At 71.4% G+C, this 18,292-nt stretch carries 16 protein-coding genes; 13 read left to right on the top strand and 3 right to left on the bottom strand.

What is annotated here, in order from left to right; all coding sequences use genetic code 11:
• Positions 1–50 precede the first annotated feature (50 nt).
• Entirely contained in the window at positions 51–746 is a 696-nt protein-coding gene (locus ACIRYZ_RS07575) for an ABC transporter ATP-binding protein (RefSeq protein WP_402940888.1), read from the bottom strand.
• A 207-nt stretch (positions 747–953) separates the two neighbouring features.
• Between ACIRYZ_RS07575 and ACIRYZ_RS07570 the strand changes: the two genes are divergently transcribed.
• Both ACIRYZ_RS07570 and ACIRYZ_RS07565 read left to right on the top strand, forming a co-directional pair.
• Positions 954–2,204, top strand: a complete 1,251-nt coding sequence (locus ACIRYZ_RS07570; RefSeq protein ID WP_402940885.1) for a sensor histidine kinase — start codon at positions 954–956, stop codon at positions 2,202–2,204.
• Entirely contained in the window at positions 2,204–2,896 is a 693-nt protein-coding gene (locus ACIRYZ_RS07565; RefSeq protein WP_393035140.1) for a response regulator, read from the top strand. The genes ACIRYZ_RS07570 and ACIRYZ_RS07565 overlap by 1 nt, the downstream gene beginning before the upstream one ends.
• Positions 2,897–2,972: 76 nt before the next feature.
• On the opposite strand, the gene katG is transcribed toward ACIRYZ_RS07565, so the two are convergent.
• On the bottom strand, positions 2,973–5,189 hold the full coding sequence (gene katG / locus ACIRYZ_RS07560; protein ID WP_402940881.1) for a catalase/peroxidase HPI: 2,217 nt from the start codon (positions 5,187–5,189) through the stop codon (positions 2,973–2,975).
• 268 nt (positions 5,190–5,457) lie between these two features.
• On the opposite strand from katG, the gene ACIRYZ_RS07555 reads away from it, so the two are divergent.
• Both ACIRYZ_RS07555 and ACIRYZ_RS07550 read left to right on the top strand, forming a co-directional pair.
• Positions 5,458–5,871, top strand: coding sequence for a Fur family transcriptional regulator (locus tag ACIRYZ_RS07555; protein ID WP_402940878.1), 414 nt, complete (start codon positions 5,458–5,460; stop codon positions 5,869–5,871).
• Between the two features lie 45 nt (positions 5,872–5,916).
• Entirely contained in the window at positions 5,917–6,714 is a 798-nt protein-coding gene (locus ACIRYZ_RS07550) for a hypothetical protein (protein ID WP_402940875.1), read from the top strand.
• Here ACIRYZ_RS07550 and ACIRYZ_RS07545 read toward each other — a convergent pair.
• Positions 6,600–8,360, bottom strand: a complete 1,761-nt coding sequence (locus ACIRYZ_RS07545) for a PucR family transcriptional regulator (RefSeq protein WP_402940872.1) — start codon at positions 8,358–8,360, stop codon at positions 6,600–6,602. The genes ACIRYZ_RS07550 and ACIRYZ_RS07545 overlap by 115 nt on opposite strands.
• Before the next feature lie 337 nt (positions 8,361–8,697).
• Here ACIRYZ_RS07545 and dnaK point away from each other — a divergent pair, with 337 nt between their 5' ends.
• The 9 genes from dnaK (at position 8,698) to ACIRYZ_RS07500 (ending at position 18,226) form a co-directional block, all read left to right on the top strand.
• Entirely contained in the window at positions 8,698–10,608 is a 1,911-nt protein-coding gene (gene dnaK, locus ACIRYZ_RS07540) for a molecular chaperone DnaK (RefSeq protein WP_402940869.1), read from the top strand.
• A 9-nt stretch (positions 10,609–10,617) separates the two neighbouring features.
• On the top strand, positions 10,618–11,190 hold the full coding sequence (grpE, locus tag ACIRYZ_RS07535; protein ID WP_402940866.1) for a nucleotide exchange factor GrpE: 573 nt from the start codon (positions 10,618–10,620) through the stop codon (positions 11,188–11,190).
• 7 nt (positions 11,191–11,197) lie between these two features.
• A complete protein-coding gene (locus ACIRYZ_RS07530; RefSeq protein WP_402940864.1) occupies positions 11,198–12,175 on the top strand; it encodes a DnaJ C-terminal domain-containing protein in 978 nt (325 codons plus the stop codon).
• Positions 12,172–12,561: a chaperone modulator CbpM gene (locus ACIRYZ_RS07525; RefSeq protein ID WP_402940861.1), complete on the top strand. Its 390-nt coding sequence runs from the start codon at positions 12,172–12,174 to the stop codon at positions 12,559–12,561. Before ACIRYZ_RS07530 ends, ACIRYZ_RS07525 begins: the two co-directional genes overlap by 4 nt.
• Positions 12,552–15,176 carry an ATP-dependent chaperone ClpB gene (clpB, locus tag ACIRYZ_RS07520; RefSeq protein WP_402940858.1) on the top strand — a complete coding sequence of 875 codons (2,625 nt, stop codon included), beginning with the start codon at positions 12,552–12,554 and terminating at the stop codon, positions 15,174–15,176. The genes ACIRYZ_RS07525 and clpB overlap by 10 nt, the downstream gene beginning before the upstream one ends.
• Positions 15,176–15,709, top strand: a complete 534-nt coding sequence (gene trxA / locus ACIRYZ_RS07515; protein ID WP_402940855.1) for a thioredoxin — start codon at positions 15,176–15,178, stop codon at positions 15,707–15,709. Before clpB ends, trxA begins: the two co-directional genes overlap by 1 nt.
• The gene (locus ACIRYZ_RS07510; protein ID WP_402940853.1) at positions 15,706–15,969 is read left to right on the top strand and encodes a UBP-type zinc finger domain-containing protein; all 264 of its coding nucleotides are present in this window, start codon (positions 15,706–15,708) and stop codon (positions 15,967–15,969) included. The genes trxA and ACIRYZ_RS07510 overlap by 4 nt, the downstream gene beginning before the upstream one ends.
• Positions 15,970–16,062: 93 nt before the next feature.
• A complete protein-coding gene (locus tag ACIRYZ_RS07505; protein ID WP_402940850.1) occupies positions 16,063–17,739 on the top strand; it encodes an FAD-dependent oxidoreductase in 1,677 nt (558 codons plus the stop codon).
• A gap of 46 nt (positions 17,740–17,785) precedes the next feature.
• Entirely contained in the window at positions 17,786–18,226 is a 441-nt protein-coding gene (locus tag ACIRYZ_RS07500) for a DUF1931 family protein (protein WP_402940847.1), read from the top strand.
• The last annotated feature ends 66 nt before the right edge of the window (positions 18,227–18,292 follow it).

The following is an 18,292-nucleotide window of genomic DNA, read 5'->3' as shown; positions in this document are numbered from 1 at the left end:
AGGCGCTTCGCGCAACACGCACCTCTTGATGATGAGTTCGCTTCGCTCACTCATGCGCCCACCTCCGCCGCCGAGTCCGACTCGACCCGGCCGTCCCGCATCCGGACCGTGCGGGTGGCGCAGTCCTCGGCGAGGCTCAGGTCGTGGGTGACGATCAGGATGGTCTGGCCGTCCTGGTGCAGCTCGCGGAACAGCTCCTTGACGTCCTCGCCGGAGGCCGAGTCCAGCGCGCCGGTCGGCTCGTCGGCCAGCAGCAGGGCCGGATCGTTCATCAACGCCCTTGCCACCGCCACGCGTTGGCGCTCTCCGCCGGAGAGCCGGCCCGGGTGGGCGCGGGCGTGCCGGTCGATGTCGAGCGACTCCAGCAGCTCGGCCGCCCGGCGCCGGGCCTCGGCTCGCGGGACACCGGCCAACTCGCCGGCCAGCACCACGTTGTCGGCCACGGTGAGGTCGTCCAGCAGGTTGAAGAACTGGAACACCATGCCGATCGTGCCGCGCCGGTAGCGGGCCGAGGCGGACTCGTTCAGCCGGTCCACCCGGACCCCGGCCACCGTGACCGTCCCCTCGCTCGGCCGGTCCAGCCCGGCGACCAGGTTCAGCAGGGTGGACTTCCCGCTGCCGGACGGGCCGAGCACCGCCACCGACTCCCCCTCCCGCACACTCAGCGTGACCCCGTCCAAGGCCGCCCGCGCGCCCTCGTAGTGGCGGCTCACACCGCTCAGCTCGATCACCGGATCGCCGCTCATGTCCCCGCTCCTCATCGTGTCCTGCCTGGTGACGAGGAAGAACGTACGAACGAGCGGCCCGCACCCGCGTCCGCCGCCCGCGGCAAGTTCCGTACCGCGTCCGGTGGACCCGGCGCGGTGTCATCCTTCCGATGTAGTCGCCCGGTGTACCGGCTGCCGTCGCCCGCGGGGCTGTCACGGACGGCGGCCGACCGCCACAATGTCCCGGTGATCAACGTGATCGACCATCCGACGGTGCAGCGGCTGCGCACGGCGGCGGCCCGACTGAGCGGCGACCCCGGCGCGGCTCCCCCGCCCCGGCCGACCCGGCGCGGCCAGGTCTTCGACCTGGCCCTGGCCCTGTTCCTCGCCTTCACCTCCGGCCGCTACGCCACCATCGCGGGCGCCCCGCGGGACGGCACCTGGCACGGGGTGCTGCTACTCGTCCCGCTCGTCCCGCTGCCACTGGTGCTGCGCCGCCGCTATCCGCTGGCGGTGCTGTGGACGGTGCTGCCGGCCGCGCTGCTGGTGCGGTCACAGTCCGCGGACATCGCGTACTCGGCGGGTGTGGCGGTCATCGTCGCCACCTACAGCGCGGCCGCGTACGGGCGCCGACCGGGCGCCGTGCTGCCGAACCTACCGGTCGCCACCGCCGCGTTGGTGGTGCTGTTCAACGACGCGAAGCTGCCGCACTTCCCGAACGGGGTGATCGCCGTCCTGGTCCTGGTGCCGGTGCTGGCGGTCGCCTACGAACTGCGGATGTGGCGCCGCCGGGTGGAGGAGGGGCGGGAGCGGCTGTCCGCCCTGGAACGCGAGCAGCTGGCCGCGCTGGAGCGCGCCTTGGAGCTCGAACGGGCGCGGATCGCCCGGGAGTTGCACGATGTGGTGACCCACAACGTGAGCATGATGACGATCCAGGCCGGGGCCGCCCGCAAGATCCTGGACACCGCCCCGGACAAGGCCCGCGAGGCGATGGCCGCGGTGGAGACCGGCGGGCGCGCGGCGATGACCGAACTGCGGCACGTGATGGGCCTGTTGACCATCGACGCGGGCAGCGGGGCGGACCCGGCGGCGGAGGCCGACCTCAGCCCGCAGCCCGGCCTCGACCGGCTCGACGCCCTGGTCGAGGGCGTGCGCCGGGCCGGGCTGCCGGTGGAGCTGAGCGTGTGCGGCGAGCGCCGGGCCGTCCCGCCCGGGGTCGAACTCGCCGCCTACCGGGTCGTCCAGGAGGCGCTCACCAACACCGTCAAGCACGCGGGCGGCGCCGACGCCGCGGTGACCGTCGAGTACACCCCCGACCGGCTGCGGGTGGAGGTCACCGACACCGGCGGCCGCCCCACCGGCGCCGCCGCCACCGGCAACGGGCGCGGCCTGCTCGGGCTGCGCGAACGCCTCGCCGTCTACGGCGGCACCCTGCACACCGGTCCCCGGCCGCGCGGTGGCTACCGCGTCACGGCCCTGATCCCGCTGGAGAGTTGATGAGCGCGCTGCGCGTGGTGGTGGCCGACGACCAGGCCCTGGTCCGGATCGGGTTCCGGCTGATCCTGGAGTCCGAGGGGATCGAGGTGGTCGCCGAGGCCGAGGACGGCGAGCAGGCGGTCGCCGCCGTCCGCCGGACCAGACCGGACGTGGTGCTGATGGACATCCGGATGCCCGGCCTGGACGGGCTGGAGGCCACCCGCCGGATCCTCGCCGACGGCCCTGGCGGGGCCGAGCACGCACCGCGGATCATCATGCTGACCACCTTCGACCTGGACCACTACGTCTACGCCGCGATGGCCGCCGGGGCCAGCGGCTTCCTGCTGAAGGACGTCACCCCGGAGCACCTGGCCGCCGCCGTCCGGCTGGTGCGCACCGGCGACGCGCTGCTCGCCCCCGCGATCACCCGCCGCCTGGTCGAGCGCTTCGCCCGACCGGCTGCCCCGGATGCCGCCGCCCCGCACCGCGAGCTGGCCACCCTCACCCCGCGCGAGCTGGAGGTGATGACGCTGCTCGCCCGGGGTCTGAGCAACGCCGAGCTGGCCGCCGGGCTGCAGCTCTCCGAAGCGACGGTGAAGACCCACGTCGCCCGGATCCTGGGCAAGTTGGGCCTGCGGGACCGGGCCCAGGTGGTGGTCGCGGCGTACGAGACCGGGCTGGTCAGCGTGGGCTCCGTGCCCGATCCGCGCTGACCCGCGCCGACACGCGACAACACACAACGGGAGCCCGGGGGTTGGTGCCCCCGGGCTCCCGTCTAGGTCAGCCCTGTCACACCAGGTCGAAGCGGTCCGCGTTCATGACCTTGACCCAGGCCGCGACGAAGTCCGACACGAACTTCTCCTTGGCGTCGTCGCTCGCGTACACCTCGGCGACGGCGCGCAGTTCGGAGTTCGAGCCGAAGACCAGGTCGGCGCGGGTGCCGGTCCACTTGACCGCGCCGGAGGCGTCCCGGCCCTCGAAGGTGTGCGCGTCCTCCGAGGTGGACTTCCAGCTGGTGCCCAGGTCCAGCAGGTTGACGAAGAAGTCGTTCGTCAGCACGCCCGGGGTCTTGGTGAGGACACCGTGCGCGGACTGCTGGTGGTTGGCGCCCAGCACGCGCAGACCGCCGACCAGGACGGTCAGTTCGGGCGCGCTCAGGCCCAGCAGGTTCGCCTTGTCGAGCAGCAGGAACTCGGCCGGCAGGCGGTTGCCCTTGCCGACCCAGTTCCGGAAGCCGTCGGCCTTCGGCTCCAGCGCGGCGAAGGACTCGGTGTCGGTCAGCTCCTGCGGGGCGTCCACCCGGCCGGGCGCGAACGGCACCTCGACCGCGAGGCCGGCCGCCTTGGCGGCCTGCTCGACGCCGACGCCACCGGCCAGCACCACCAGGTCGGCCAGCGAGACCTGCTTGTCGCCGGCCTGCGCGTTGAACTCCTCCCGCACGCCCTCCAGGGCGCGCAGCACGGCGGCCAGCCGGTCGGGCTCGTTGACCTCCCAGCCGGCCTGCGGCTGCAGCCGGATCCGGCCGCCGTTGGCGCCGCCGCGCTTGTCGCTGCTGCGGAAGGAGGAGGCCGCGGCCCAGGCGGTGGAGACCAGCTCGGAGACCGACAGGCCGGTGGCGGCGATCCGACGCTTGAGGTCGGCGACGTCGGCGGTGCCGACCTGCTGGTACGAGACGGCCGGCAGCGGGTCCTGCCAGAGCAGCTGCTCGCTCGGGACCTCCGGGCCGAGGTAGCGCACGATCGGGCCCATGTCGCGGTGGGTGAGCTTGAACCAGGCGCGGGCGAAGGCGTCGGCGAACTGGTCCGGGTTCTCCAGGAAGCGCTGGGAGATCGGCCCGTAGACCGGGTCGAAGCGCAGCGACAGGTCGGTGGTGAGCATGATCGGGACGTGCCGCTTGCTCGGGTCGTGCGCGTCCGGGACGGTGCCCTCGCCGGCGCCGTCCTTCGGCTTCCACTGGTGGGCGCCGGCCGGGCTCTTGGTGAGCTCCCACTCGTAGCCGAACAGCGTCTCGAAGAAGCTGTTGTCCCAGGTGATCGGGGTGGCCGTCCAGGTGCCCTCAAGGCCGCTGGTGATCGCGTCGCCGCCGACGCCGGTGCCGTAGCTGCTCTTCCAGCCGAGGCCCAACTGCTCGATCGGCGCGGCCTCCGGGTCCGGGCCGACGCTGTCCGCCGGGCCGGCGCCGTGGGTCTTGCCGAAGGTGTGGCCGCCGGCGATCAGCGCGACGGTCTCCTCGTCGTTCATCGCCATCCGGTAGAAGGTCTCGCGGATGTCGCGGGCGGCGGCGATCGGGTCGGGGTTGCCGTTGGGGCCCTCGGGGTTGACGTAGATCAGGCCCATCTGGACGGCGGCCAGCGGGCTCTCCAGCTCACGGTCGCCGGTGTAGCGCTTGTCGTCGAGCCAGACGGTCTCGGGGCCCCAGTACACGTCCTCGTCGGGCTCCCACTCGTCGACGCGGCCGCCGCCGAAGCCGAAGGTGTCGAAGCCCATGCCCTCCAGGGCGACGTTGCCGGCCAGGACCATCAGGTCGGCCCAGGACAGGCTGCGGCCGTACTTCTTCTTCACCGGCCAGAGCAGTCGGCGGGCCTTGTCCAGGCTGGCGTTGTCCGGCCAGCTGTTCAGCGGGGCGAAGCGCTGCTGGCCACCACCGGCGCCACCGCGGCCGTCGCTGATCCGGTAGGTGCCGGCGCTGTGCCAGGCCATGCGGATCATGAACGGACCGTAGTTGCCGAAGTCGGCGGGCCACCAGTCCTGCGAGGTGGTGAGCACCTCCTGGATGTCGCGCTTGACGGCCGGGAGGTCGAGGGAGTTGAAGGCCTCGGCGTAGTCGAAGTCCCCACCCAGCGGGTTGGCCACGGCGGGGTTCTTGGCGAGGATCTTCAGGTTCAGCCGTTCCGGCCACCACTGGCGGTTCCCGCCGCCCTGGGTGGGGTGAAGCGCGCGCCCGTGGTTGACCGGGCAGCCTTCCGCGCTCGCCTCTACGCCGGTTGCATCGTGGTTCTCAGACATGGGAATCCTTCCCTACAAGGCGGATCACGGTGTCTTGCTGCTACCTACGGCACCAACTGCTGCTACTGCTGTGTACTGCTGCTACTTCTGGGTATCGCTGTGTCTGCTGCGAACTGCTGCTACCCAGGCTAGCGCCGGAGCCGATCCTACGATGGACAGAATCCAAGTCAAGAAAGACACCAAATCCATATGCGTTCGGGAACCGGACCACAGCGGATGTGTATTGGTAAACTCCGGTCTCCCCCATGACCTGAATAGGTGAACCGATATGAGTGACCTGCTGGAGCGGCTGCGCGGGCGCGGCTGGCGCCTCACCTCCCAGCGGCGTGTCGTCGCCGAGGTCCTGGACGGCGAGCACGTGCACCTGACCGCGGACGAGGTGCACGCCCGGGCGGCCGAGCGCCTCCCGGAGATCTCCCGCGCGACCGTCTACAACACCCTCGGCGAACTGGTCACCCTCGGCGAGGTCATCGAGGTCTCCACAGACGGGCGCGCCAAGCGCTACGACCCCAACGCCCACCACCCGCACCAGCACCTGATCTGCACCGGCTGCGGCGCCATCCGCGACGTCCACCCGCTCGGCAACCCGCTCTCCGACCTCCCGGCCGACCAGCGCTTCGGCTTCGCCGTGTCCGGCGCCGAGGTCACCTACCGGGGGCTCTGCCCGACCTGCGCGGGCTGATCGTTTCGGCTGCCTCCTTCGACGTTCGGTCCGCAGGAGGCGCCGTTGGCGGTCTCGCTCAACTCCTCGGCCATCTACGTCGGGATCGGCCTCGGCACGGTGCTCGGCGGAGCGACGCTGGGCAGGAGGGGCGGCCCGGAAGGGACGGCAGGCTGGCTCGCGACCAAGGCCGTCTACTGGCTTCGTGAACCCGTTCCGCGGCGCCTGCTGGCCTCCCTCGCCGCCGCGACGGGGCCCGTCACGCACGACCTCCTCGACGGACTCCAGCACCCCGCCAGAGCGGTCCGGCACCTTCGGGCGGCCCTGGCCGCAGACCGCGTCCTGCCGGTCCGTGACGAACACCTTGCCCAACTGGAACGCTGGCTCCCCCACGCCGTCGCCAGGGTCGAGGACCCTGCCGAGCGCCAGGTGGTCCGCAGCTTCGCGACCTGGCATCACCTGCGGCTGCTTCGCCGCATCGCGGAGAAGCAGCCCGTCACCTTCCACCAGGCCACTGTCGTCCGCCGCGAGATCAAGGCCGCGATCCAACTGGTCTCCTGGATCGTTCGCGTATTGGACCTGGCCGAGCAGCGGGAGGCCGGGAAGTCGCGTCAGCCGATCTGTGGCAGGTCCTCGCACGAAGGGCCGGCCCACCACCGCGCGGCGCTGCCCGGAGGCGGTCTGACGGTGACGGATCGGCTGCTCGCAGGATCGTCACCCGAAGTGGCCACCACGGGCTCGCCCGCGACTCAACGCGGTGGGTCGAGCACGTTGCGGATGCGGGTGGCAATGTGCAGATTGAGGCGCGTCTCGACGACGCCGAGGTCGTGGCCGGTGATCTCGCCGATGCGCTGGAGGCGGTAGCGGACCGTGCTGCGGTGGATGAGGAGCATCTCAGAAGTCGCGTCGTAGCTGCAGCCGCTCTCCAGGTAGCGCGAGAGTGTCATCACCAGCTCGGTGTGGTGCTGGGCGTCGTAGTCCAGCAGCCGGCCCAGCCATACGTGGACGAAGAGGTCGGCTTCCCGCTCGCCTTCGCCGGTGCCCATCATGCGGCACAGGCCCAGCTCGTCGAAGGCGGTGCTGCCGTACGGGTCCTGGGAACGGCGGCGGACGGCGAGGGCACGGACGGCCTCGTCGTAGGAGTGCGGCAGATCTGCGAGGACCTCGCACCGGCCGCCGACCCCAATCGCGCCTGCGCCGGTGCCCAGGCCCTCTGAGACGGCCTTGTACAGCTCGTCTCCCGGATCACGCGGGTCCTCACAGGCCACCAGGACGACCGTGGTCGCGCCACGAGAGCCGACGAGCACGTCCCGACGCAACCGCTCCGCCGCCCGTGTCACCGCGTCGCAGAGCGCCGCCCCCTCAGGTGCCCCCGGCCACTCCAGTACGGCGACTTTGTGCGGCCGGTGCAGGTCGTGGCCCAGGGCTGCTGCCTGGGTGAAGGCGTCCTGTGTCCCCTCACCTGAGACCAACCGGTCGACCAGGTCGCGGCGCAGCTGGGGCTCCAGCTCGGCCAGTCTGCGCTCGTGGAAGAGAAGGGGAGCCAGCACCCGAGCGGCCTGTTCGAGCGCCGATGTGTCCGCTTCCGCCGCCCGCTGGTCCGGATCATCCAGCACGATGACACCGAGCAGGTCTCCCGCCATCTCTATGGGCATGACCAGCCGGTCACGGTCCCGGACGGCGCCGGGCTGGCGCCGCGCGCGGTGCATCAGGGCGTCCCGGCGCCGGTTCTCCGACTCGGGGCGGGTTCCGCTGCCGACTCCGCTCCGGGGGCCACCGCCGAAGGGGCCCGCCCAGGCCCGCGGGTTGCCGAAGGGGTCCTCGGTGAGGGTCACGAATCCTGTGCGCTCGTGCAGGGTCTGGAGGATTCCCGCCTCGCCCCTGCCGGAGACGGCGGCGCGGGAGAGCGCGTCATAGGTGGCGAGCCGCGAGGCGAGGGCGGAGGCAGTTCTCTTGCCGAGGTCCGCGGTGGGTGAGCCGTCCTCGGGCTCCGGCAGGTTCCCGGTGTCAAACAGGTCCCCGCTCCCCGGCATGTCCCCCGACCCGGCGGCTGGCTCGCCCCGGCGCCCGGTGAGGCGCGCGAGGACGATCCCGGTCTGCCGCGCGAGCAGGTCGGTCAGAGCGGTCTCCTCAGCCGAGGGCGTGGTCAGGGACCGGACGACGAGATAGCCGAGGCAGGTTTCCCGGTACCGCAGTGCGATGGCCCACACCCACGGTCCGCCCGGCTTGTGCAGGTGGTGGCTGCGGCCGTCCAGAGAGTCGATCCGCCGGTCGAGCAGGTCGGCGGCCACCACGTCGGCAGCGGCTGCTTCGTCGGCGGGGCCCCCCTCAGGTTCCCGCGTCGCATCCCCCGGCCGGGCGACCGTGGAGGAAGCCACCCGGCGTGGTGAGCAGCGCCGGGCCAGACCGTTGTGGACGGCATAAGCCGCTTCGGCGGAAAAAGGACCGGTGGCGGCGATCGCCGCCATGCCCCCCCACAGCACCTCGCGCTCGTCCTCGCCGTCGAGCATGCCCGTCACCAGGCGTAGCAGTGCGTGTTGCGCGGCCGCCGGCTGCGGGACGGGGCGGAGGGGACCAGCGGTCGGAGAAGGCGCAGCGTCCATAGCAGGTCCATTTGCGGCTCGGCAGTGGTCTTACCGCCTACCCGCTTCGCCGCCCGACACGCGTTCCACGACGACGAACCGTGTCGCGTCCCCGTCCTCGGGGACCGGAACCGCGGCGCGGATTGGTCCTGCCGAGGCGAGGAAGTGCGCCGCGTGCCCTGCGAGGCTGCTACTGGGTGTGGTACGCCGTCTGTACGCCTGGCTGCCCGCCGACCGGTCCCGCGTCGCGACGGAGGAGATTCCCATGGCGAAGGCAGTTGGCATCGATCTCGGCACCACCAACTCGGTCATCGCGGTCTGGGAGGGCGGTGAGCCCTCGGTCGTCCCGAATGCGGAGGGGGCCAGGACGACCCCGTCGGTGGTCGCCTTCTCCGATGACGGCCAGCGGCTGGTCGGACAGCTCGCGCGGCGGCAGTCGATCCTGAACCCCAAGGGCACCATCACCTCCGCGAAGCGGTTCATCGGACGTCGCTACGACGAGATCTCCGACGAGGCCAAGGCGGTCTCCTTCGACGTGGTCGAGGGGCCCGGCGGGGTGGCCCGTTTCGAGGTGAGGGGGAAGCAGTACGCGCCGGAGGAGATCAGCGCGCAGGTGCTGCGCAAGCTCGCGGACGACGCAGGGAAGTCGCTCGGCGAGAAGGTGACCGAGGCGGTCATCACCGTACCTGCCTACTTCAACGACGCCCAGCGCCAGGCCACCAAGGACGCCGGGAGGATCGCCGGCCTCGACGTGCTGCGGATCATCAACGAGCCGACCGCCGCGGCGCTGGCCTACGGGCTGGACAAGAAGGGGCACGAGACGGTGATGGTCTTCGACCTCGGCGGCGGCACCTTCGACGTCAGCCTGCTGGACGTCGGCGACGGTGTGGTGGAGGTCCGCGCCACGGCGGGCGACTCCCACCTGGGCGGCGACGACTTCGACCGCCGTCTGGTGGACCACCTGGCGGACGGCTTCCAGAAGGCCGAGGGCATCGACCTGCGCAAGGACCCGCAGGCGCTGCAGCGACTGTTCGAGGCGGCCGAGAAGGCGAAGACCGAGCTGAGTTCGGTCACCCAGACCCAGGTGAGCCTGCCGTTCATCACGGCGGACGCCTCCGGGCCGAAGCACCTCACCGAGACGGTCCGCCGCTCCACCTTCGAGCAGATCACCTCGGACCTGGTGGAGCGCTGCCTCGAACCGGTCAGGACCGCGATGGGCGACGCCAAGGTCACCGACAACGACATCGACGAGGTCATCCTCGTCGGCGGCTCGACCCGCATCCCTGCCGTGCAGAACCTGGTCCGCCGGCTGACCGGCGGCAAGGACCCGAACATGAGCGTCAACCCCGACGAGGTCGTGGCGCTGGGCGCCGCCATCCAGGCCGGTGTGCTCAAGGGTGAGGTCAAGGACGTCCTGCTGCTGGACGTCACCCCGCTGTCGCTGGGCGTCGAGACAGCCGGCGGCGTGATGACCAAGATCATCGAGCGGAACACCACCATCCCCGCCCGCCGGTCCGAGACCTTCTCCACGGCTGAGGACAACCAGCCGGCCGTGGACATCGTCGTGCTCCAGGGGGAACGCGAACTGGCCGCCGACAACCGGGTGCTGGGCCGCTTCCGGCTGGAGAACCTGCGGCCGGCCCGGCGTGGGGAGACCCAGATCGAGGTCACCTTCGACATCGACGCCAACGGCATCCTCAAGGTCAGCGCCAAGGACCGGGACACTGGCGCCGAGCAGTCGATCACCATCAGTGAGGGCTCCAACCTCGACCCCTCCGAGGTCGAGCGGATGATCAACGAGGCCGAGAGCAACCGCACCAGCGACCTGGCCCTGCGCGAGGCCATCGACGCCCGCAACGAGCTCGACGCCGCCGCGTACCAGGTGGAGCGCCGGTTGGATGACCTCGGCGACGCCGCTCCGGAGCACGAGCGCGCCCGAGCCCAACTGCTCGTCGACGAGGCGCGTGCCGCCGTCAAGGAGGAGGCGCCGGCGGAACGGTCCCGGAGCCTGGCCTCCGAACTCCAGCAGGTCTACGCGGCGCTGGCCGCCCACGCCGCCGGACCGGGCGGAGCCGGGGGTGGAGCCCAGCCTGGCGCGGCGCCTGGCCAGGGTCCCGAGGGCGGCTCCGCGAGGGGCGACGACGACGTCATCGACGCCGATTTCGACAGGAGCTGAGGCGGCGACATGTCCGATCAGGAACAGCCGCGTCCGGCCGAGGACCGCGCCCCTCCCGAGCGCGAGCAGCCGTCGCCCGAGCGGACGCCCACACCGCAGAGGATCCCGCGGGCCCCCGAAGCCGGGGAGCAGGAGCAGGCGCCCCGCCGCCCCGAGGCCGAGGAACTGGAGGACCGGTGGCGGCGAGCCCTCGCCGACCTCGACAACCTCCGCAAGCGCCACGCCCGTGAGCTTCCCCGGGAACGGGAGGCTGAGCGGGCCAGGGTGGCCGCGGCGTTCCTCCCGGTCGTCGACAACCTCGAACTGGCCCTCGCCCACGCGGGCGCCGGCGACCCCGGTGCGATCGTCAGCGGAGTGCGGGCGGTACGCGACCAGGCCGTCGAGGTGTTGCGAAGCCTGGGCTACCCCCGCTACGAGGAGACCGGCGTCCCCTTCGATCCCGAGCAGCACGAGGTGGTGTCCGTGGTGGATGAACCGGACACGACTGCGGGCACCGTTGTCCAGGTGCTGCGGCCCGGGTACGGCGAACCCGGCCGCCGGCTGCGGCCGGCCGCGGTAGCGGTCAGCCGCAAGCAGGAGTGAGGCCGCCATGGCAGACGACTACTACGAGGTGCTGGGCGTCCCCCGCGCCGCCGACGCCGCCGAGATCCAGCAGGCGTTCCGTACCCTGGCCCGCCGCTACCACCCGGACGTCAACCGCGATCCGGCCGCGGAGGAGCGCTTCAAGCAGATCAACGAGGCGTACAGCGTGCTGTCCGACCCCGACACCCGGTCCCGCTACGACCGGTTCGGCCCCGACTTCCGGCAGATTCCGGAGGACTACGACGAGCGTGTCGCGGCCGCCCAGGGCTTCGGTGGCGGGGCCGGCGCGTACCGCGGCAGTCCCTTCGGAGGCGCCCGAGGCGCCGACCGGGCAGGCGCCCGGACCTGGACGGAGACCGGCTTCGGCACCTCCGGCGTGGACTTCGAGGATCTCTTCGGAGGTATGTTCGGCGGCCGGGCCGGGGGCGCCGGACGGGGCAGCCCGATCCCCGGCGCGGACCAGGAGGCCGAACTCACGCTCAGTGTGGAGGAGGCGTACCGCGGTGGCCGGCGGAAGATCACCCTCGGCGGTCCCGGCGGGGAGCGCAGCTACGACGTCACCATCCCGGCCGGCGTCGTCGACGGGCAGCGCATTCGGCTCGCGGGGGAGGGCGGCCGGGGCCGCGGCCCGGGTTCCGCCGGGGATCTCTATCTGGTGGTCCGCATCGCCCCCCATCCCCGCTATCGGCTCGTCGGGCGCGACATCCACGTCGAACTGCCGGTTACCGCCTGGGAGGCCGCGCTGGGGGCGACGGTACCGGTCTCCGGTCCTGGCGGGACGGTCAAGGTGCATGTGCCGGCCGGTACCTCCACCGGCCGCAGGCTGCGGCTGCGCGGCGAGGGGATGCCCGACCCCAAAGGTTCCCCCGGTCACCTCTACGCCGAAATCCAGGTGATGGTGCCGCCCTCGCCCGGCCCGCGCGAGCGCGAGCTGTTCGAGGAACTGGCCGCCGTCTCCTCCTTCGACCCGAGGAAGCAGACATGAGAGCCGAACAGCGTTCTCCCGCCGAAGGCACCGGACAGCCCGGCACCAGGGCCGCCTATCCCCTGGTGCGGATCTACCGAACCAGCCCCAGCCCCTACCGGCTCACCATGGCCGCAGTGGCCAGCAGGAGTGGACTGCCGCCCGAACTCGTCAGCCGCTTCGTCGCCCTCGGGCTGGTGGACGCCGAGCGCGATGCCCGGGGCCGGCTGTGGTTCCGGCCGAGCGCGCCGTCGGCCATCGCCCGGGTGCAGCGGCTGCGGATCGGACTGGGCCTCAACTACGCGGCCATCGGTGTCGTCCTGGACCTGCTCGACCGCATCGAACGCTTGGAAACCGCACTGCGGCGCAGCGAACGAGCCGCCAAGGAGCCCGCACCATGGACATGAACCGCCTCACCCAGAAGTCCCAGGAAGCGCTGCAGGAAGCGCAGAGCGTCGCGGTACGGATGGGCCAGACCGAGGTCGACGGGGAGCATCTGCTGCTGGCCCTTCTCGATCAGCAGGATGGCCTGACCACCCGTCTGCTGGCCGGGGCCGGCGCAGACCCGGCAGCCCTGCGGGCCGCCGTCGAGGCCGATCTCGCCAAGCGCCCGCGGACGACCGGTCCGGGCGCCGCCCCCGGCCGGGTGATGGTGACCCAGCGGCTGGCCCGGCTGCTCGACACCGCGGAGCAGGAGGCCAAGCGGCTCAAGGACGAGTACGTCTCCACCGAGCACCTGGTGCTGGCCCTGGTGGACGAGGGTTCGATCACCGCAGCCGGTCGGCGGCTCGGTGAACAGGGCGTCAGTAAGGACTCCTTCCTCACCGCCCTCACCACGGTGCGCGGGAATCAACGGGTCACCTCCGCCAATCCTGAGGAAGCGTACGAGGCCCTCGAGAAGTACGGGCGCGACCTCGTTGTCGAGGCCCGCAGCGGTCGCCTCGACCCGGTGATCGGGCGTGACGCGGAGATCCGGAGGGTGATCCAGATCCTCAGCCGCAAGAGCAAGAACAACCCTGTGCTGATCGGCGAGCCGGGTGTCGGCAAGACCGCCATCGTGGAGGGCCTGGCCCAGCGGATCGTGCGCGGCGACGTGCCGGAAGGGCTGCGGGACAAGACGGTGTTCTCGCTCGACATGGGCTCGCTGGTGGCCGGGGCGAAGTACCGCGGCGAGTTCGAGGAGCGCCTCAAGGCCGTGCTGTCCGAGGTCAAGGGAGCCGAGGGCCGGATCCTGCTGTTCGTGGACGAGCTGCACACCGTCGTCGGGGCCGGCGCCGCCGAGGGCGCGATGGACGCGGGCAACATGCTCAAGCCGATGCTGGCGCGCGGCGAGCTGCACATGATCGGCGCCACCACGCTGGACGAGTACCGCAAGCACATCGAGTCCGACGCGGCCCTGGAACGCCGCTTCCAGACCGTCCAGGTGGACGAGCCGACCGTCGAGGACGCGATCTCCATCCTGCGTGGCATCCGGGAGCGACTGGAGATCTTCCACGGCGTCAAGATCCAGGACGGCGCGCTGGTCGCCGCCGCCACCCTCAGCCACCGCTACATCAGCGACCGCTTCCTCCCGGACAAGGCCATCGACCTGGTCGACGAGGCCTGCGCGCGGCTGCGGACCGAGATCGACTCCATGCCCGCCGAACTCGACGAACTCACCCGCCGGGCCACCCGGCTGGAGATCGAGGAGGCCGCGCTGGACCAGGAAACCGACCCGGCCAGCCGCGCCCGCCTGGAGGACCTGCGGCGTGAACTGGCCGACCTGCGGGGCGAGGTGGACGCCAAGCACGCCCAGTGGGAGGCCGAGCGCCAGGCCATCCGCAAGGTCCAGGAACTGCGCCAGGAACTGGAACGCGCCCGGCAGGAGGCCGAGCAGGCCGAACGCGCCTACGACCTCAACCGGGCCGCCCAGCTGCGCTACGGAACCGTCAGCGAACTGGAGCGCCGGCTGGCCGCCGAGGAGGAACAGCTCGCCCACAAGCAGGGCGAGAGCCGGATGCTGCGTGAGGTGGTGACCGCCGAGGAGATCGCTGAGATCGTCTCCGCGTGGACCGGCATCCCGGTCACCCGGCTCCAGGAGGGCGAGCGGCAGAAGCTGCTCAAGTTGGACGAGATCCTGCGCGAGCGGGTCGTGGGCCAGGACGAGGCCGTCCAGCTCGTCGCCGACGCGGTGATCCGGGCACGCTCCGGGGTACGCGACCCGCGCCGGCCGATCGGCTCGTTCATCTTCCTCGGCCCAACCGGCGTCGGGAAGACCGAGCTGGCCAAGACCCTGGCCGCCGCGTTGTTCGACAGCGAGAGCAACATGATCCGCCTCGACATGAGCGAGTACCAGGAACGGCACACCGTCAGCCGCCTGGTCGGCGCGCCCCCCGGATACGTGGGCTACGAGGAGGGCGGTCAGCTGACCGAGGCGGTGCGTCGCAAGCCGTACTCGGTCGTCCTGTTCGACGAGATCGAGAAGGCGCACGCCGACGTCTTCAACACGCTGCTCCAGGTGCTGGACGACGGCAGGATCACCGACGCGCAGGGCCGTACCGTCGACTTCCGCAACACCGTCATCATCATGACCTCGAACCTGGGCTCCCAGTACCTGCTCCAGGACGCCACCCAGGCCGGCGAGATCAAGCCTGAGGTGCGGGACCTGGTGATGGACGAACTCAACGGCCATTTCCGGCCCGAGTTCCTCAACCGGGTGGACGACATCGTGCTCTTCCACCCGCTCGGCATCGCGCAGATCGAGCGCATCGTGGACCTGCTGCTGGAGGACCTGCGCCACCGCCTCGCCGAGCAGCGGATCGAGCTAGTACTCACCGAGGACGCCCGTCGGCTGATTGCGGCCGAGGGCTACGACCCGGTCTACGGCGCCCGGCCGCTGCGCCGCTTCATCGCGCACGAGGTCGAGACCAGGATCGGCCGCGCGTTGCTCAGCGGCGAGGCACGCGAAGGCGTGACCATCCTGGTCGACGCCAGGGCCGCCGAACTGACCGTCACCCTCCAGGACGAGCTGCAGGAGCGGTAATGACCACTTCCCCAGAAGGCCGCGCCGTCCGCAGGGGCCGTGACGGCAGTACCGACGGCGCCGGGGCGTCGCCGCCGACGGTCGTCTGCACCAACTGCGGCCGGACCAACCGCGTACCCGCCGCGGCGGAGGGCAGCCCGCGCTGCGGAAACTGCCGGGCCCCGCTGCCGTGGATCGCCGAGGCGGGCGACACCGACTTCGCGGAGGTCGCCGAGCAGGCGAGCCTGCCCGTGCTCGTCGACCTCTGGGCCACCTGGTGCGGCCCCTGCCGCATGGTGAGCCCAGCCCTCGAACAGGTCGCCGAGGACCTGGCCGGCCGGATCAAGCTCGTGAAGGTCGACATCGACAGGTCGCCGGCCCTGGCGCGGCGGTTCGAGGTCCAAGCCGTACCCACCCTGCTGATCCTCGACCATGGCAGGCCCGTCGCCCGCCAGACCGGAGCCGCGCCCGCCAACGCGCTGCGCCGGTGGGTGGACGAGTCACTCTCGGCGCCCCACGGACCGGCCGACTCCACCTCCGGGAGGCCGCGATGACCAGCCTTCCCGACCCGCACCTGTCCATGGTCCGGCCCGTGGCGCCCAGAACACCGCAGGGCTGCGAGGACTGCCTGCGCACGGGGACTCCGTGGTTGCACCTGCGCCTGTGCCTGACCTGCGGCCACGTCGGCTGCTGCGACTCCTCGCCGATGCGGCACGCCCGCGCTCACGCAGCGACCGACGGGCACCCGATCGTCCGGTCGTTCGAACCCGGCGAGGACTGGCGGTGGTGTTTCGTGCACGAGGCGATGGTCTGAGCCCCGACGTCCATTCCAGCGCCATTGCTTCCGCCGCTGCTCTCCGCATCCGCCTTCCGCCTTCGCCTCCGTTTCCACCGAAGGGAGTGAATCGTGCCGACGCCCACGCCGACAGCCGACGTCTACGGCGCTTATCCGCTGCTGTCGGACGACCAGATCGCGATCCTGAGATCCTGCGGACAGGTACGGCCGGTCCGCGAGGGAGAACAGCTCTTCCGGGCGGGCGACCCCAGCGAGGAGTTCTTCGTTGTCCTCAGCGGCACGGTGGCCGTGGTCGAAGGCCACGGCGAGCAGCAGCAGGTCGTCCACCTGCACGATGCGCACAGCTTCCTCGGCGAACTCGGCGTACTGGAGGGCCAGACCGCCCTCCTCAGCGCGGTGGTGCGCACCCCTGGCGAGGTTCTCGCGGTGGGTCTGGCCGCCCTGCGCGACCTGCTCAGCCGCGAACCCGCGCTCGGCGACGTGATCCTGCGGGCCTACCTGCTGCGCCGCACGATGCTGGCCGGCGCGGGCACGGGCTTCCGCATCATCGGTTCCGCCTTCTCCCCCGACACCCGGCGACTGCTGGACTTCGCCGCCCGCAACCGCCTCCCGCACCGCTGGGCCGATCTGGAGAAGGACACCGAGGCGGAGGCGCTGCTGACGCGTCTTGGCATCGCTCCGCAGGACACTCCGATCGTCGTCTGGCACGAGTCCCTGGTTCTGCGCAATCCCTCCAACGCCGAACTCGCCCAGGTGATCGGGCTGCGGACCGAGACCGTCGCGAGGGCTGTCTGCGACCTCCTCGTGGTCGGCGCGGGGCCCGGGGGCCTGGCCGCAGCAGTGTACGGCGCCTCCGAGGGGCTCTCCACCGTCGTCCTGGACGCGGTGGCGACCGGTGGCCAGGCCGGTACGTCCTCCCGGATCGAGAACTACCTCGGTTTCCCCGCGGGGATCTCCGGCATGGAGCTCGCCGAACGCGCCGTCGTGCAGGCCACCCGGTTCGGCGCCCGGATCACCGTCCCCGCCGAGGCCGCTGGCCTCGAACAGCGCGACGGTGCCAACGTGGTGCGGCTCGCCGACGGCAGCACGGTCACCGCCAACAACGTGGTGGTGGCCACCGGAGCTCGCTACCGACGGCTGACCGCCCGCGGCGTCGAGCGGTTCGAGGGGTTCGGGGTCCACTACGCCGCCACCCTCTGGGAGGCACGGACCTGCCGTCTTGACACGGTGGCCGTCGTCGGCGGCGGCAACTCCGCCGGCCAAGCAGCCCTGTTCATGGCGCGCGAGTCGCCCGCCGTGCATCTGCTGGTCCGCGGCGCAGACCTGGGCCACAGCATGTCCCGCTATCTCATCGACCGGATCGAGCAGCACCCACGGATCAATGTCCGGCTGCACACCGAGGTCCAAGAGGTCACCGGCGAGGACCGGGTCGAAGCCGTCGTCGTCCAGGACAACCGCACCCGCGAGCAGCAGGTGCTGGAGGCCCGTGCCCTGTTCGTCTTCATCGGGGCGCGCCCTGCCACCTCCTGGCTCGCCGGCGCCGTCACTCTGGACCCGCACGGCTTCATCCCGACCGGGCAGGACGTGGTCCAGGTGGCAGCGGACCTCTGGAAACCCCTGGGCCGCGCCCCACTCGCCCTGGAGACCGACCTGCCAGGGGTCTTCGCCGTCGGCGACGTCCGCAGCGGCTCGGTCAAGCGGGTGGCCTCCGCAGTGGGCGAGGGCGCCATGGCCGTCCGCCTGGCCCACGAGCACCTCGAGGAGGTGAGACCACCCGTCATCCGATGACCTCAGCTCATCCATCGACGCGAGAAAGGAAAATGCCATGCCCGTCATGGGTATTCCCAAGTTCGAGCGCTTCTTCCGCGCAGCCGCCGGCCTCGATGTCAACAAGAACGACCTCAAGCGCTACAACGACTTCGTGGACGCCAAGCTCTACGACCTCTTCCTCATCGGCACGGCCAATGCCAAGGCCAACGACCGGGACATCATCGAGCCGCAGGACCTCCCCGTCACCAAAGGCCTGCAGGAGAGTATCCACGCCTTCAAGAAGCTGGAGGAGGGCATCGAACTACGCCCACTGCTCGACCAACTCGCAGCCCGCCCAGCCCTCGGTATGGAGGCCGCCGAGGACACCCAGCAGCGGCTGCCCGACCTGGCCGGCGGCCTCAGCGTCGCCCTCGCCCGCGCCCTCAAAACCATCGCCCGCGACACCCGCCGCCCCTCCACGGACCAGTGGGATGAGGCCTTCGAACTCTTCGACCTACTGATCTGAGCGGCATCCACCAGGCGGCCGGCGGTTCCGCCGGCCCTGCCGGGCCCCCGCGGGTACCGCAGACGA

The sequence above is a fragment of the Kitasatospora sp. NPDC101155 genome (assembly GCF_044768305.1).
Lineage (GTDB): Bacteria > Actinomycetota > Actinomycetes > Streptomycetales > Streptomycetaceae > Kitasatospora.
Note: the sequence above shows the minus strand (reverse complement) of the source record. Positions and strands in the feature narration are given on the sequence as shown.